This window comes from Mycolicibacterium xanthum (assembly GCF_019710635.1).
GTDB classification, from domain to species: Bacteria; Actinomycetota; Actinomycetes; order Mycobacteriales; family Mycobacteriaceae; genus Mycobacterium; species Mycobacterium xanthum.
In genome coordinates, this window is the sequence record NZ_JAIFZS010000001.1 from 36,686 (window position 1) to 52,110 (window position 15,425).

General features: G+C 66.0%; 14 protein-coding genes. 10 read left to right on the forward strand and 4 right to left on the reverse strand.

Going from position 1 to position 15,425, the window contains the following annotated elements; all coding sequences use genetic code 11:
- The first annotated feature begins 4 nt into the window (after positions 1–4).
- From JDV09_RS00145 to JDV09_RS00170, 6 genes are all read left to right on the forward strand, one after another.
- Positions 5–1,363 carry an MCE family protein gene (locus JDV09_RS00145; protein ID WP_221367085.1) on the forward strand — a complete coding sequence of 453 codons (1,359 nt, stop codon included), beginning with the start codon at positions 5–7 and terminating at the stop codon, positions 1,361–1,363.
- 70 nt (positions 1,364–1,433) lie between these two features.
- Positions 1,434–2,417 (forward strand): MCE family protein, encoded by a 984-nt coding sequence (locus JDV09_RS00150; RefSeq protein WP_255604640.1) that lies wholly within the window; start codon positions 1,434–1,436, stop codon positions 2,415–2,417.
- The gene (locus JDV09_RS00155; protein ID WP_221367086.1) at positions 2,414–3,706 is read left to right on the forward strand and encodes an MCE family protein; all 1,293 of its coding nucleotides are present in this window, start codon (positions 2,414–2,416) and stop codon (positions 3,704–3,706) included. Before JDV09_RS00150 ends, JDV09_RS00155 begins: the two co-directional genes overlap by 4 nt.
- A 41-nt stretch (positions 3,707–3,747) precedes the next feature.
- Positions 3,748–5,043, forward strand: a complete 1,296-nt coding sequence (locus tag JDV09_RS00160; protein ID WP_372452826.1) for an MCE family protein — start codon at positions 3,748–3,750, stop codon at positions 5,041–5,043.
- Entirely contained in the window at positions 5,040–6,173 is a 1,134-nt protein-coding gene (locus JDV09_RS00165) for a virulence factor Mce family protein (protein ID WP_372452813.1), read from the forward strand. The genes JDV09_RS00160 and JDV09_RS00165 overlap by 4 nt, the downstream gene beginning before the upstream one ends.
- Position 6,174: 1 nt before the next feature.
- Positions 6,175–7,614 carry an MCE family protein gene (locus JDV09_RS00170; RefSeq protein ID WP_221367088.1) on the forward strand — a complete coding sequence of 480 codons (1,440 nt, stop codon included), beginning with the start codon at positions 6,175–6,177 and terminating at the stop codon, positions 7,612–7,614.
- Positions 7,615–7,710: 96 nt separating this feature from the next.
- Here the strand turns inward: JDV09_RS00170 and JDV09_RS00175 are convergent, their stop codons facing one another.
- Positions 7,711–8,571: an SMP-30/gluconolactonase/LRE family protein gene (locus tag JDV09_RS00175; RefSeq protein WP_221367089.1), complete on the reverse strand. Its 861-nt coding sequence runs from the start codon at positions 8,569–8,571 to the stop codon at positions 7,711–7,713.
- 176 nt (positions 8,572–8,747) lie between these two features.
- Between JDV09_RS00175 and JDV09_RS00180 the strand changes: the two genes are divergently transcribed.
- Positions 8,748–9,689, forward strand: coding sequence for an SDR family NAD(P)-dependent oxidoreductase (locus JDV09_RS00180; RefSeq protein WP_221367090.1), 942 nt, complete (start codon positions 8,748–8,750; stop codon positions 9,687–9,689).
- A 119-nt stretch (positions 9,690–9,808) separates the two neighbouring features.
- On the forward strand, positions 9,809–10,321 hold the full coding sequence (locus JDV09_RS00185) for an OsmC family protein (RefSeq protein ID WP_221367091.1): 513 nt from the start codon (positions 9,809–9,811) through the stop codon (positions 10,319–10,321).
- Positions 10,322–10,375: 54 nt separating this feature from the next.
- Here the strand turns inward: JDV09_RS00185 and JDV09_RS00190 are convergent, their stop codons facing one another.
- The 3 genes from JDV09_RS00190 to JDV09_RS00200 are packed head-to-tail and all read right to left on the reverse strand — an operon-like array spanning position 10,376 to position 13,443.
- Complete coding sequence (locus JDV09_RS00190) at positions 10,376–11,212, reverse strand: DUF4396 domain-containing protein (RefSeq protein ID WP_221367092.1); 837 nt, start codon at positions 11,210–11,212, stop codon at positions 10,376–10,378.
- 9 nt (positions 11,213–11,221) lie between these two features.
- Complete coding sequence (locus tag JDV09_RS00195) at positions 11,222–12,166, reverse strand: SDR family oxidoreductase (protein WP_372452814.1); 945 nt, start codon at positions 12,164–12,166, stop codon at positions 11,222–11,224.
- Between the two features lie 23 nt (positions 12,167–12,189).
- Positions 12,190–13,443: a sulfotransferase family protein gene (locus tag JDV09_RS00200; protein ID WP_372452815.1), complete on the reverse strand. Its 1,254-nt coding sequence runs from the start codon at positions 13,441–13,443 to the stop codon at positions 12,190–12,192.
- A 28-nt stretch (positions 13,444–13,471) separates the two neighbouring features.
- Between JDV09_RS00200 and JDV09_RS00205 the strand changes: the two genes are divergently transcribed.
- Together JDV09_RS00205 and JDV09_RS00210 are read left to right on the forward strand one after the other, a co-directional pair.
- Entirely contained in the window at positions 13,472–14,047 is a 576-nt protein-coding gene (locus JDV09_RS00205) for a TetR/AcrR family transcriptional regulator (RefSeq protein ID WP_221367094.1), read from the forward strand.
- Entirely contained in the window at positions 14,044–15,180 is a 1,137-nt protein-coding gene (locus tag JDV09_RS00210; RefSeq protein WP_221367095.1) for a DUF1214 domain-containing protein, read from the forward strand. Before JDV09_RS00205 ends, JDV09_RS00210 begins: the two co-directional genes overlap by 4 nt.
- The last annotated feature ends 245 nt before the right edge of the window (positions 15,181–15,425 follow it).

Below are 15,425 nucleotides of genomic sequence, written 5' to 3' on the forward strand. Positions count from 1 at the left end.
GCCTATGCCGACCAGCAGAATGCGGAGCCGGATCAGCCCGGCGTGGTGGGCGTTGTTCAGCATCATCGCCGTCACCGGTTTCGTCGTGTTGTGCTCGGCGTCGTTCAGCGGGGCATTCAGGTCGTATGTCCCGGTCACGCTGACCTCGGACCGATCGGGGCTGGTGATGGAGTCCGGGGCCAAGGTCAAACTGCGCGGGATCCAGGTCGGCCGGGTCGGCGCGGTGACCGGCGGCGGCGAAGCGGTGAGTCTGCAGCTGGAGATCGACCCCGACAAGGTCGACTACATCCCGGCGAATGTGCAGGCGCAGATCCGGGCCACGACGGTTTTCGGGTCGAAGTACGTCGACTTGGTGTATCCGCAGCGCCCCAGCCCTCAACGACTGGCTCCCGGCGCAACTCTGCAGTCGCGCAACGTGAGCACCGAGGTGAACACCGTCTTCCAGAATCTCGTAGCGGTGCTGCACCGGATCGATCCGGCGAAGCTCAACGCCGTGCTGGGCGCGTTCGCCGAGGGCGTGCGCGGCCAGGGTGAACGGATGGGGGAGGCGCTCACCGATTCCAACGAGGTACTACTGGCCCTCAACCCGCGGATGGATACGGTGCACGGTGATTTCCGGTCGTTCCGTGGGTTCAACCAGACCTACGCGGCGGCGGCCCCGAACATCCTGACGGTGCTCGACGCGGCGAGCACGACCGGCAGCACCATCGTCGACGATGCTCCTGCGCTGGACGCCCTGCTGCTCAGCACCGTTGGATTCGCGCACGCGGGAATCGAACTGCTCGGCCCCACCCGGGACAACCTGATCCGTTCGATCAACACGCTCGAGCCGACGACCGCTCTGTTGAACGAGTACAGCCCGGAGTACACGTGTGTGCTGGTCGGCGGCGTGTGGGTCCTCGAGAACGGCGGCTGGGACATGACCGGCGGCCACGATGGCCGTTCGGTCCTCACCGATGCCGGCTTCCTGCTGGGCAACGACCCGTACCGATATCCGGACCACCTGCCGGTCGTGGCGGCCAAGGGCGGACCCGGCGGAAAGCCGGGATGCGGGTCGCTTCCCGACGCGAGCAAGAACTTCCCGGTTCGCTATCTGGTCACCGACACCGGTTGGGGCACCGGCCTGGACGTGCGGCCCAACCCTGGTATCGGTCACCCGTGCTGGGCCGACTACTTCCCGGTCACCCGCGCGGTTCCCGAACCGCCCAGCATCAGGAAGTGCATACCGGGACCTGCCATCGGCCCGGTGCCCTATCCGGGTGCGCCGCCCTATGGCGCATCGTTGTATGCACCCGACGGGACCCCGCTGTACCCGGGGGTCCCGCCGCCGCCCCCTGCGCCCCCGCCGGCGCCCGGGCCATGACCTTAGAACATCGAGGACTCGTATCGTGAGAGAAAAATTGCCAGGGTTGGTGTGGCGCGTTGCTGCGTTCATGGTGGTCTCCTCGCTGGGCGCTTTCGCGCTACTGGCCGTCTTCGCCGAACTTCGGTTCCAGCATGAGACGACGTACAAGGCCGAGTTCGTCAACGTGACAGGGCTGGAGGACGGCAATTTCGTCCGGATCGCCGGCGTCGAGGTCGGCAAGGTGCAGAGCGTTTCGGTCCGTGACAACAACATCGCGGTTGTCGAGTTCTCCACCGATGAATCGGTGGTTCTCACGAAAGGGTCGCGGGCCGCGGTGCGGTACGAAAACTTGATCGGCGGTAGGTATTTGGCCCTCGAAGAGGGTGCCGGAGGGGTCGAGAAGCTGCTTCCCGGCCAAGCGATACCGCTGTCGCAAACCGAGCCGGCATTGGATCTCGATGCTCTGATCGGCGGTTTCCGGCCGTTGTTCCGCGCATTGGATCCAGACCAGGTCAACGTCCTGAGTAGCGAGTTGATCCAGGCCTTCCAGGGTCAGGGCGCGACGATCAACTCGTTCCTGGCCCAGGCCGCCGCACTGACCAACACGCTTGCAGACCGGGATGACTTGATCGGTCAGGTCATCACCAACCTCAACGTCGTGCTGGGTTCGCTTGCCGACCAGAGCAAGAAGTTCGACACGGCGGTCGGCTCGTTGTCCGACCTGGTCAGGGAGCTGGCGGACCGCAAGACTGACGTCAGCAACGGTATGGCCTATGCCAACGAAGCCGCCGGGACGATCGCCGACCTGCTCGCGCAGGCTCGCCCGCCGCTGCAGAAAGCCGTCCTCGAGACCGACCGCGCCGCCGGCATCGCGGTCGGCGATCGGGAATACCTCGACAACCTCCTCGCCACGCTTCCCGACAAGTACCGTCTGCTCGCCAGGCAGGGAATCTACGGTGACTTCTTCAACTTCTACCTGTGCGAGCTGGTCCTCAAGACCAATGGCAAGGGGGGACAACCCGTTTACACGAGACTGGCCAGTCAGAGCACCGGGCGGTGTGCACCCAAATGAAGTCGTTTCGTGAACGCAATCCACTGGCGATCGGTGGGGTCGGTGTGGCGCTGCTTGCCGTGGTCGTGTTGGCGGCGCTGCAGTACGACAAACTGCCGTTCTTCTCGGGCGGCACGAAGTATGCGGCCTACTTTGCCGAGGCCGGCGGCTTGCGCAGCGGAGACGCGGTACAGGTCTCGGGAGTGCGAGTCGGCCAGGTATCCGGCGTGGAGCTCGACGAGAACCGAGTGGTCATCACGTTCGATGTTTCGAGGAACATCGTGCTCGGTGACCGGACCGAGGCGGCCATCAAGACCAAGAGCCTGCTCGGCGCGAAAGTCCTGGAGGTCACACCGCGGGGCAGCGGCAGGCTCGACACTCCGATCCCGGTTGACCGGACCACCCCGCCATACCAATTGCCGGATGCCCTGGGCGATCTGGCGACCACGATAAGCGGACTCGACACTGCCCAGCTGTCCGATTCACTGCAGACGTTGGCGCACACCTTCCAGGACACCCCGCCGGAGTTGAAGGTCGCAGTCGAGGGCGTGGCACGCTTCTCCAACACGCTCGACGCACGTGACGCCGAATTGCGCAACCTGCTGGCCAACGCCAACAAGGTGACCGGTGTGCTTGCTCAGCGCGCCGACCAGGTGGTCGGTCTGATCGCGGACACCAACGCACTGTTGGCCAAACTGCAGACCGAAAGCGATGCGCTTGACCAGATTTCGGCCAGCATTTCGGCCCTGTCGAAACAGGTGTCGGGCTTCGTCGCCGACAACCGCAGCCAACTACGGCCAGCGCTCGACAAGCTCAACGGGGTGTTGACCATAGTCGACAACCACAAGGAGGACCTCGCCGAGAGCGTCAAACTGCTCTCGAAGTATGCGATGGGGTTGGGTGAGTCGGTCACATCCGGCCCGTTCTTCAAGGCCTATGTGGCAAATCTGTTGCCTGGACAGTTCATCCAGCCGTTCGTCGACGCAGCGTTCTCCGACCTGGGGCTGGATCCCAACGTGCTGTTGCCGTCCGAGCGCACCGATCCGCAGACGGGGCAGCCGGGTACCCCCGCCCTGCCGGTGCCCTATCCGCGAACCGGCCAGGGTGGCGAGCCGAATCTGACACTGCCCGATGCAATCACGGGCAAGCCGGGGGACCCTCGGTATCCGTACCGGACGCCGTTCCCGGCTCCGCCCCCGGGCGGCCCGCCACCCGGGCCGCCGGCTGGCTACCTTCCCGCAACGGTTTCCGGATCGCCGACCGACGGTGCAGAATCCGGTGAGTCCGCTCCCGCAGGGGCCGGACAGTGACCCGGTCTCGCGCACGTGTCGGACTGGCCGTTGCGCTGGCGATGGTGTTGGTCGCGGGGCTGGCCTTGGTGCTGCGGCCTACAGGCTTGTCGGCACGGACCACGGTCACCGCATACTTCGACAACACCAACGGTCTCTACGTCGGCGATGAAGTCCGGATCCTCGGTGTGCCAGTCGGAAAGATCACCAGGATCGAACCGCAACCGGGGCATGTCGAAGTCGAGTTCTGGTTCAACTCGAAGCACAGGGTGCCGGTCGACGTCAGTGCGGTGGTTCTATCGCCGTCACTGGTGACCGCGCGTGCCATTCAGTTGACACCCGCCTACACCGACGGACCGACGATGGCCGACGGGGCCGTGATCCCACAGGCTCGGACGGCCGTTCCCGTCGAGTGGGACGATCTGCGCTCGCAGCTTCAGAAGCTGGCCGATTCGTTGCAGCCCACCGAGCCCGGCGGGGTCAGCACGCTCGGAGCTTTCGTCAACACCAGTGCCGACAACCTTCGTGGGCAGGGCGCCAACATTCGCGACGCCGTCCTCAATCTGTCGCAAGCTCTGTCCATCCTGGGCGATCACAGTTCCGACATCTTCGGCAGCGTACGCAATGTCGCGGTCTTGGTGTCGGCCCTGCAGTCGAGCACCGACCTGATGGAGCAGTTGAACACCAACCTTGCAGGCGTCACGGCGCTGTTCGCCAACGACCCGGACGAGGTTTCGGCGGCCATCCGCGATCTGAACACGGCCGTCGGCGACGTCCGTGGATTCGTCGCCGAGAACCGGGAAACGCTGGGGACGACGTCGGACAGGGTCGCCGCGGTGACCGAGTCGGTGATGGACAACATGGACACCCTGAAACAGATTCTTCACATCGGTCCCACCGCGATCCAGAACTTCGTCAACATCTATCAACCGGCACAGAGCTCGCTGTCGGGTGTGCTGGCCATCGGCAACTTCGGCGACCCGATCACGTTCATCTGCAGCGCGATTCAAGCGGCATCCCGCCTGGGTGCCGAGCAGTCCTCGAAACTGTGCGTGCAATACCTGGCGCCCATCGTCAAGAATCGGCAGTACAACTTCCTGCCGCTCGGCATGAATCCCTTCGTCGGCGCCCAGGCCCGACCCAACGAGATCACCTACAGCGAGGACCGGTTGCGTCCGGACTATGTCCCGCCACAAGCTCCTTCGCCGGCACCGGACGATCCGCCTGCGCTGCCGGCCGAGCAGGGGACGCCGGCCGCGCAGCAGGGCGGATCGGCAGACCTTCCGGCCGAGGCCGTTGCAACGGACCCGTCAGACGGCCTGACGGGCATGATGACGCCACCGGGGAACGGCCCATGATGCCGAGGCGATGGCGACGAGTGGTCGCGGTGGCGACCGTTGTGGTCGTGGGGATTTCCGGCTGTGGCTGGCGGGGGGTGAACTCGTTGCCGCTTCCCGGGACCGAAGGCGGCGGGCCCGGCTCCTACGAGATCGAGGCCGAGTTGCCCGATGTCACCAACATTCAACAGAACTCACGGGTTCGTGTCGGCGACGTGACGGTCGGCCGTGTCACCCGGATCGAGCGCAAGGGATGGCATGCACTGGTCGCGATGCGCCTCAACGGCGATGTCGACCTTCCCGCGAACGTGACAGCCAAGGTCGGCCAGACGAGTCTGCTGGGTTCCCTGCATGTGGAACTGGCGCCGCCGACCGGGGTCGCTCCGGTGGGCCGACTGCACGAAGGGTCAGTGATCCCGTTGTCGCACGGGTCTGCGTACCCGACCACCGAGCAGACCCTGGCTGCGCTGTCGACGGTACTCAACGGGGGCGGGCTGGGCCAGGTTCAGGACATCACCCAGGCGTTCGCTACTGCGTTCGGCGGCCGTGCTGACGAACTGCGGAGCTTCGTCACGCAGCTCGACCGATTCGTCGCCCAGCTCAATGACCAGAAGGACGACATCATCTCTGCGACAGCCAGTCTCAACGATTTGGCGGCCCAGTTCGCAGATCAGAAGCCGGTCGTCGACGAGGCGTTCCGGACCATTCCCGATGCGCTCGCGGTGCTCGCAGACCAGCGCCAGAATCTGACCGAGGTCATCGACCAGATGGGGCGGCTCAGCGCGCTGGCCGCGGACTCGACAAACCAGGTCAAGGACTCGCTGGTCAAAGAGTTGCACGATCTCGGGCCCGTGCTGGAGTCGCTGGCCAACGCCGGCCCGGCGCTCACGAGATCGCTGAGCTTCTTCCTGACCTACCCGTGGCCGAACGAGACGATCGACAAATGGTTCCGCGGCGACTACGCCAACCAGACCCTGATCATCGACCTGACCCTGAGCCGTATCGACGCCGGATTCTTCACCGGTACTCGATGGGAGGGCGATCTGACCGAACTCGAGCTGCAATGGGGTCGCACGATCGGGCAGATGCCGAGCCCGTACACGGTCGGCAACCCCCTGATCGTGCCCTATCACCTCGACCAGGGCCCGTGAGATGACCACGAGACGAATCAAGGTTCAGCTGGTCCTGTTCGTGGTGGTATCCGTGGTGGCGGCGGGGTCGATGCTTCTCGGCTACATGAGGGTGCCGGCGATGTTCGGTATCGGTCGATACACCGTCACCGTCGAACTCCCCGAGTCCGCAGGGCTCTACCCGCGCGCCAACGTGACATACCGCGGCACCGAGGTGGGGCGGGTCGAGGATGTGCGACTCACCGACACCGGTGTCCAGGCCGTGCTCTCGCTGCGCTCGAATGTGGCGATCCCCTCCGATCTGGACGCCGAGGTGCACAGTCAGAATGCCGTCGGGGAGCAGTACGTCGCGCTGCTGCCGCGGGACGGAGCGGCGCCCCGGCTGCGCGACGGTGACGTCATATCGCTGGACCGGACGTCGGTGCCCCCCGACATCAACGACCTGCTCGACGACACGAACCTGGGTCTGGAGGCGATACCCGCGGACAACCTCGAGACGGTCATCGACGAGGCCTACACCGCGGTCGGTGGGCTGGGCCCGGAGATCCAACGGATTGTCAAGGGCGGCACCGCCCTGAGCATCGACGCCCGCGAGAACCTCGATTCGCTGACCGCTCTGATCGACCAGTCGCAGCCCGTGCTGGACTCGCAGACCGAGACCGCCGATGCCGTCAACGCCTGGGCGGCGCATCTGGCCACGACCGTCCGGCAGGTGGCGGACGAGGACAGTGGGGTCAGGGGGTTGTTGGAGCACGGACCGGGCGCGGCCGACGAGTCCCGTGCACTCCTCGAGCGACTACAGCCGACGGTGCCCATCATTCTGGCCAACCTGGTCAGCGTCGGCGACGTTGCGCTCGCCTACCGCAACGACATTGAGCAGTTGCTGGTGCTGCTGCCCTCGGCGACGGCCATTCTGCAGGGCTTCATCCTGCCCAACCGCAACACCATCCAGGACTACCAGGGCGCCTATCTGGCGTTCAATATGAACCTCAACCTTCCGCCACCGTGCACCACGGGATTCCTGCCGTTCAGGCAGATGCGGTCGCCGAGTGAGGTGGATGCCCCGGAGCGGCCCGAAGGCGACCTCTACTGCCGGATACCCCAAGATTCGGACTCGAATGTACGAGGCGTACGGAACATCCCGTGCGAGACACGTCCGGGCAAGCGGGCCCCCACGGTGGCGCTGTGTGAGAGCGACGAATCCTACATACCGCTCAACGATGGACAGAACTGGAAGGGTGATCCGAACGCCACGCTGTCCGGGCAGGACATTCCACAACTGCCGCCGGGATCGCCACCGCCACAAAGGCCGCCGACGCCGATCGCCGTCGCGCCCTACGACCCGGCCACCGGAACCTACATCGGACCCGATGGGCAGGTGTACCGGCAGTCCGACCTCGGTCAGGCCGGACCCGGGGTGACGTCGTGGCAGGATCTGCTGGTGCCACCGCCGCAGGGGTGAAACAGCCGACTATCGCAGCAGCGCCATGCGCGAAAGTCGCTGAAGAAGCCCGCGGGCAGCCACGAAGAGGCCCGCGGGCAGCCACGAAAAGGTGGGTCAGGGCAGTCCGGCCCCGGGGATGTCGACGACGAGCGCGTCGAGCCGAGACAGCTGCGAGCCGATGAGGCGCTCGGGTTCTGTGTCGGTGCTCGACAGCATGAAGAGGGTGCGTCGTTGCGGGCCGCCCAGCGTGCACGCGACTGCGCTGCGCTCTGTGAAGTCGACGCGGTCGGTGACAGCGCCGCCGGCGGTGACGCGTTGGAACTGATGAGCCCGTGTCATCGACGTCCACACACCACCGTCCGCGTCGAGGGCGATGCCGCCGGGCGGTCCATCGAGGTGATCGGCGAACACTCGGCGGTCGGACAGCGAACCGTCCGGCTTGATGGTGAAGGCGGTCAACCGCCGTCCGGTCGACTCGGCCACTATCAGAGTCTGCCGGTCCGGGGTGATGACCATCCCGGTCGGGAAGTCCATTCCGCCAGCGCATACGACGGCGTTGCCGTCCGGGTCGAGCCGCACGATGGCGCCGGTCGCGGGTGCCTGGCATCCCACGTAGGCGCGCCCGCGGTCGTCTACCACCATGTCCCCGAGGTCGGCCGGCGCGGTGTCGCCGAGATCGGCGAGGGTCGCGATCGTCTCTCCGTCGTAGCGCAGTATCTGCCGGTCACCGCTGGATGAAATCAGCAAAGAGCCGTCCGGGCGGAAGCCCAGTCCATGTGGCGCGTGGCCGGCCAACGGCAGTGTCGTCATCGACCCACGCAGGTCGACCGTGTGAACCGCGTTTCCCGGTGCGTCCGAAAACCACAGCAGACCCTCGAACCAACGGGGGCTCACTCCGAAGCAGAAACCACCGGCCAGCGGCGCCAGGCTGCGGCGGGGGCCGCTCGTCGCCGACCCAATTGTTTGTGTCACCATGCTCACTACCTCGTTTCGTAGATAGAATACTATATCTAATATTGGCCAAAGCATGTTGAGCATGGTGCAGCGCGACCATCGCGCCGCGGGATGTGGAGAGATCCCGGACGGTGGGTGGCTCGGGGCAGACGCCCGGGTCGCAGAGACGGTGCAACGGTGACGAGAGGGTGAGCAGCATGGGTGTTCTCGACGGCAAGGTGGCGGTGGTAACGGGCGCGGGTCGCGGCATCGGCCGCGGCGAGGCCCTCGCGCTCGCCCGCCACGGCGCCAGCGTCGTGGTGAACGACTTCGGCGGCAGCTGGGACGGCCGCGGTCGCGATGACCGGCCCGCAGTCGATGTCGTGCGCGAGATCACCGCAGCGGGTGGACGCGCTGTGGCGAACTTCGACAGCGTGATCGATGCCGATGGCGCGGAGGGTATGGTCGCGCAGGCGATCGATGCCTACGGACGCCTTGACATTCTCGTCAACAACGCTGGAATTCTTTGTGACGGAATGGTGTTCAGTATCGACCCGGAAGACTGGTGGTCGGTGGTGAAAGTTCATCTGATGGGCCATTTCCTTCCGACACGCGCCGCTGCTGCCTACTGGCGTCAGCAGAGCAAAGCGGGCGACGCCGGCCATCGCGCCATCGTCAACACGACAAGTGAGTCCGGGCTGTTCGGCAATGCAGGCCAGTCGAACTACGATGCCGCCAAGATGGGTGTCGTCTCCTTCACGATGGCTGTCGCCAGGGAGACCGCCAAGTACGGTGTTACGGTCAACGCGGTGGCGCCCCGCGCCCGAACGCGGTTGACCATGCAGACGTTCGAAGGCTCCGACCGTGCGAAGGAGTTCTCGGTCGCGGACAAGCCTTTCGACGCGATGGACCCGGAGAACATCGCGCCGTTCGTGGTATTTCTGGCATCCGACGCCGCCACCGACATCACCGCGCAGACCTTCATCGTCTACGGGGGTGCGGTCGGTCACGTGAAAATGCCCCACGTGAGCGACATCCTGTTCAAGGCCGGGAGATGGACGGTCGATGAGCTCGTGGACCGAGCCGACGAGTTGTTCAACAACCTCGGCCGAGACGCCTACGAGGGCCCGCGGGGGTACGCGCGGCTGCCGAAGCAGTAGGCAGTCGAGTAGCCCGCCCGGTCGCCGCCGTCGCGAAGTGCCGAAGGAAGAGCGGGCACGCCCGCGGTGTCCTCGGCGGTTGCGGCACCGACCTGCCTGGTCGATGCCACCATGACCGGATGGATGCAGCTGAACTTCGAGAACTGCAGGCGCCTCTGAAGAAGCGCTACCGCGACGATCCGCCCACTTCGCGCACGCCACTTGAGGCCGAGGCGTCCTTCGGGAACGGCGGAATCACCGCGTCGGTGCAGACCTGGGCGGGCCCGGTCACAGCCGGGCTGCATCCGGCCACCGGTGGCGACGGAAGCGAGGCGTGCTCAGGGGATATGTTGTTGCAGGCGCTGCTGGCCTGCGCCGGGGTGACGTTGCGCAGCGTCGCCACCGCGATGGGCATCGACATCGGTGACGGCGAGTTGCGTGCGACCGGGATGTTCGATGCTCGCGGGACCTTGGGCGTGTCGCGTGATGTACCGGTCGGTGTCCAGGACATCAGCGTCGTCGCCGAGCTGCAGACCGATGCCGACGATGCGGCGCTGGCCAAGCTGGGCGAGCTGACGGAGCGTTACTGCGTGGTGGGTCAGAGTCTGGCGCAGCCACCGACCATCGTCGTGCGCAAGCGTTCATCGCCATGATGCTCTGTCGTGCAGTGTGTTTGAGCTATCAGGCCTGACGTTGGGTGTGCACGATCAGGCGTACATCGTCACCAGAGCGAGCGCAATCCCGAGGGCCACGAACGTGGCCACGGTCATCGCGGTCTTGACACCGGTGCTGGGCTGTTCACCAGCGGCCATCTCCATGCCGGCCATCGACTCGTGCTCCTCGGCCATATCGGTCATGTCGGCCATCCCGGCCATCGGTCCCGCCACGGGCCGCCTGCGGATGGTCATCATCCCGTGCTTCATGTGGTTGGCCACCAACCACCAGTTGATCGGGTAGGCGAAGACGAAGCCGACGATCAGGGCCATCGACATCACGAACCAGAACTCCGGCCGCAGCGGATCGTGGCTGTGCTGCACATGGGGCATGGTGAACCGCGCGGTCAGCACCATTCCCGACATCAGCAGGTTCATCGACAGCAGCTCGGGAAGGAACGTCATCTTCAGCGAGGTCAGGTACGAACCGCCTGCGCTGTCACGCATCGCGAACGCCTGAAAGAACGCCCAGCCGAATCCGAAGCCGAGTGTGTACTCGAGTACGAAGTCCGACCAGAAGGACAGTGCCAACTGGGCGCCGATGGCCGCCCCGACGATGATTCCGATCCCATCGCCGGCTACGCAGTGCATGGTGGAGCCGAGGACCTGGCGCCATCGCGCGGCGACGTAGGCCTCGTGGACCCCCGGGACAGGCTCCCGGCAGCCGAGCACGTAGAAGAACGCCCCCAGCGGGCCGGTAAAGGCGGTCAGGATGACGAAGGCCCACTTCAGCACGGGCGACTCGGGTGTGGTGCGCCAGATGTCGATTGTCACGAACAGCAGCGACGGCACCGTGAGGATCCACCACATCAGCATCGCGCCGGCGAGCATGCGGCCACCCTATCGAGCCGACTTACGACTTTGTGCCGAGTTGACGAATGTCGTTGGTGAGAAGCCGGATCCGTTTACCCGGTGCGGCGACGATGGCGGAGGCGCCCTACCGCGCCCCGGTGACGTCGCGGAAGCGCGTGGGAGCCCGCCCCAGCAGCGGCCGCGCGACCAGTGGGTTGCCGACGAGGCCATGGCGATCGTAATCGCCACACATGCAGATGAAATCGGCAAGCATGCCCATCTCCCACGGTGGGAGGGGAGTTCGTTGAGGCGTACCTGCCTGACTTCGGCCGGTGTGCGCTCCAATGTCGTTAGCTGCGCTGCTATCTCGCGCATGCTCAGCAGCTCGGGCCCGGCGATCTCGAAGGTGCCGTGAGCCATCTCGGGGTCCGCAACCGACCGGGCCGCGATCTCGGCGGTGTCGGACTCATCGATCACGCTGAATCCGGTGTCCGGATTGCAGGGTGAAAGAAGTTGTCCATCAGGGAAGATGGCGTGGTGCATCGGGACCCTTTGGACGTACATTGCGGGCTTCACGATCACCCACTCCACTCCGCAGGTTCTGACCACCTCCTCGGCGGCCGTCTTGCGCAGATGGTGGCGCAGCGTCGAGATGTTCGGGTGCAGCGCGGAATGCAGCACGATGCGACGCACACCGCAGTCGACAGCGGCCTGCGCGGCGGAGGCCGACGATGGCCGTCTCAGCGGCGACGAAAGTAGGCGGGATGACGTAGACGGCTTCGTGTCCCTCGATGGCGGCGTGCATCGCCGCGGTGAGCGGGCGGCTGCGGCGCCGCCCCGGAATCGGTTGCGTCGTCGCCGCCATCGCGGATGGCATGCTGGTGTCGCCGCAACGGCAGACGTCCGCTGGCCAGGGCAGGGCCGACGGTTGCCGGATCTGCTGTTGCCCGACGCGGCGATGTACCGGGCCAAGGCCCGAAGGTCGGCCCACACCGTCTACTTCGAAGCCGACTGGCCTAACCGACCGGGCCGAGGAACCGGTTCGTGTACCGCGCGAACCTCTCTCGGAGCCGGTCGGCGTCGAGGCCGAACAACTCCGCCGACGTGTGCACGCGGCCGTGCCGGCCCCTCCGGTGGCCGGCCAGGTACTCGGAGATCGCCGATTGCGCACCGTCGGTCAGGGGCTCGTCGGCGACCGTGTAGAGCCTGCGCACCACACCCATCTCGTCGGCCATGAAGTCGTCGAAACCGATGTCGACGGAACGTTCGGGGGGAATCAGGTCGCGATCGCGCACGCACATACCGAGCAGCCGTTCGAGTCGGTCGACCCATGCGTCGGCGACCGCGCGCACGTCGACCCTGTCGTGATACATCCGCTCGGAGTAGGTGACCATCGCGATCATCGACAGTGCGACCGGCACCGGATCGCGGTGGGTGAACGCGATGACGGCGTCGGGCAGCACGGTGTTCAGCACCGGCAGCTGACCGAGGTGCTGCGGCGACTTGAGCACCCACCGTCTGCCGCCACGCAGGAACTGCAGCGCCTTGAGTTGGGTGACCAGGTACCGGTAGGACGAGGTCTGGTCGCGGTTCCAGTAGTAGTCCGTCCAGCGCGGCACATGGGCCAGGGTTTCCATCAGCATCGTGGAGAAGTCGTTGGCCAGCAGCTGGATCTCCTCGTGCGCGTGGTCGGTGGTCATCTCGTGCATGAGCGCGAAGTGCGGCATCAACGTGTCCATGGTCTGGACCGCGACGTCCATCCGGGTGATCCGCGGATCGGGCTGCACCCCCTGCTCGGCGGGCAGTGGGAACGGCTCGACACTCTCCCAGTAGGGCAGGCTGCGAAACGTCGGCGCCGCGGCGAGCATGTTGTGCAGATGGGTGGTGCCCGACCGGGGCAGCCCCGCGATGATGACCGGGGGCGCCAACTCGATGTCGTGGATCTCCGGATGGCGCTTCAGCAGATCGGTGAGCAGCAGTCGATTCTTCAGCCACTGCACGAGTTGGGCATGAAAGTTCACGATTCCCGGACCGTGCATGTCGATCTCGCGCAGTTCGGCGACATACCGCTCCAGCCGCTCCCGGTAGTCGTCCGGACCGAAATCGCGCAAGCCGGTGGCCTCCGTCGCCCGCGCGTGCAGCACGTCGGTGTCCAGCGGGCAGTCGGGTGCGAGCATCGCCATCATCTGCCGGAGTTGCTCTGCCTCTGGGCTGTACCGCGGCTCCGCCAGGTCGTCGAGATGGATCAGGCCTGCTGTGGTGTCCGTCACAACCAATTATGTTACTGTGAGTTTCGTAATGACGACAGACCTGGGACGCCCGCGCAACCCCGGGATCGACGACGCGGTGCTGCGCGCCACGGTCGATCTGATCGCCGAGTCGTCCTACGCCGACCTGTCGGTCGACGCCATCGCGGCCAGGGCGGGTACCAGCAAGCCGGCGATCTACCGGCGCTGGCGGGGAAAGGCCCACCTCGTGCACGAAGCGGTGTTCCCCATCGGTGCCACCACGGCGATCCCGGACACCGGTTCGCTGCCGGGTGACGTCCGCGAGATGCTGCGGCGCACGCTGGCGGTGCTCAGCACACCGGCGGCGCTGGCCGCGCTTCCCGGCCTGGTGGGTGAGATGGCATCGGATCCGACGCTGCACGCGGCGCTGCTGGAACGCTTCGGCGACATCCTCGTGGGAGCCCTGAGCGACCACATCGAGGTGGCGAGGCGGCGCGGCGAGGTGCGCCAGGACGTGACCGCATCCGAGCTGGCCGAAGCGATCGCCGGAATCACATTGATGACGTTGATCTCTCGTGGTGCGAGCCTCGACGAGACGTGGGTCGAGCGGACGGCCTGCCTGATCACGAAAGGAATCGGTACATGAGCACCCAGTCAGAGGTGACGGTCCAGGCCGGCGCACACGAAGCCACCGCCGCGTGGCGCGAACTGCTCGACACGCTGCGGGTGCTCGACGAATCCTTCATGTCCGGGCCCAAGGCCGTCACCGACGACCGGCACATCGCCGACGGCTACCGCATGCTGGCGACCACGCTCGGGGTGGCGCTGGACACCTACCTGTTCGCCGACCCCGGTCGGCCGATCTGGCTGGAGGTCAACTCACCGTTCCGGCCGGACCGCAGGTGGGGCGGCGACAACACCGATGCCATCTACTACATGTGCCCGGTGGATCCGGCCCGGCGGTACCGGATCACCGGAAACCGCGGCGACAGCGTCTACTTCTCGGTGACCGCGTACAACGAGCCGTCCCCGGGAGCGTGGTCGGACCGGATCGTCGCCATCGTCCGCGACGACGATCTCGACATCGACGACAACGGTGACTTCGGTTTCGACTTCGGCCCGGTCGCCGACGCCGCCGTGCTGATGACCCGTGACTACCAGGCGGATCCGCTTGTCGGCCGCCCCGTCACATGGTCCATCGAGGCGCTCGACCCGCCGGAGCCGTTCCGACACGGGGAGGCCGAGACCGCCGCGGCGCTGCGGGCGAGCGCGGCCTGGTTGCGGACCATGTTCGCGATCCTGCCGCTGAGCGTCGGGGTGAGGAACGACGACGCGCACGAACTCGGGCACGAGACCGCGATGGCGGCCAACGACTTCGCCGACCCGTACCAGGTGCCGGACGCGAACTTCGGCTGGTCGGCCAGGGACGCCTGCTATTCGTACGGGAGCTTCGACCTCGCCGAGGACGAGGCGCTGGTGATCACCCACCGGCCGCCGGCCTGCCGGTTCTGGAACGTGGTGGTGTGGAATCAGTTCATGGCGGTCCCCGGGGTGCGCGATGCCCGCAGCTCGGTCAACGGGTTCACCGCGGTGCCGGATTCGGACGGCTCGGTGACGATCGTGGTGTCGCGGGGGCAGACGGCTCACCCCAACTCGCTGACCACACTGGACTATCCCCGCGGAAATCTGGCGTTCCGCTGGTTCCTGGCCGACTCGGTGCCGGCGCGACCGCAGGTCCGGCTGGTGAAGCTCGCCGACGTGCCGACCACGGTGACCTGACCTGGTGGATCACCCCGGCAAGGGACCTTGGTCCCGGGCCGGAATGACGGTGGGCTCACGACGGTCCTTGACGATCGCGATAGCGTCGAATCATCGGGGCGGCGCTGCCGCCGCCGGTCGATCGGTGAGGAGGAACAACGGTGTCCACTCAAAATGCGGCGTCCACTCAAAATACGGCGTCCACTCAAAATACGGCGTCCACTCAAAATACGGCGTCCACTCAAAATGCGGCGTCCACTCAGCCG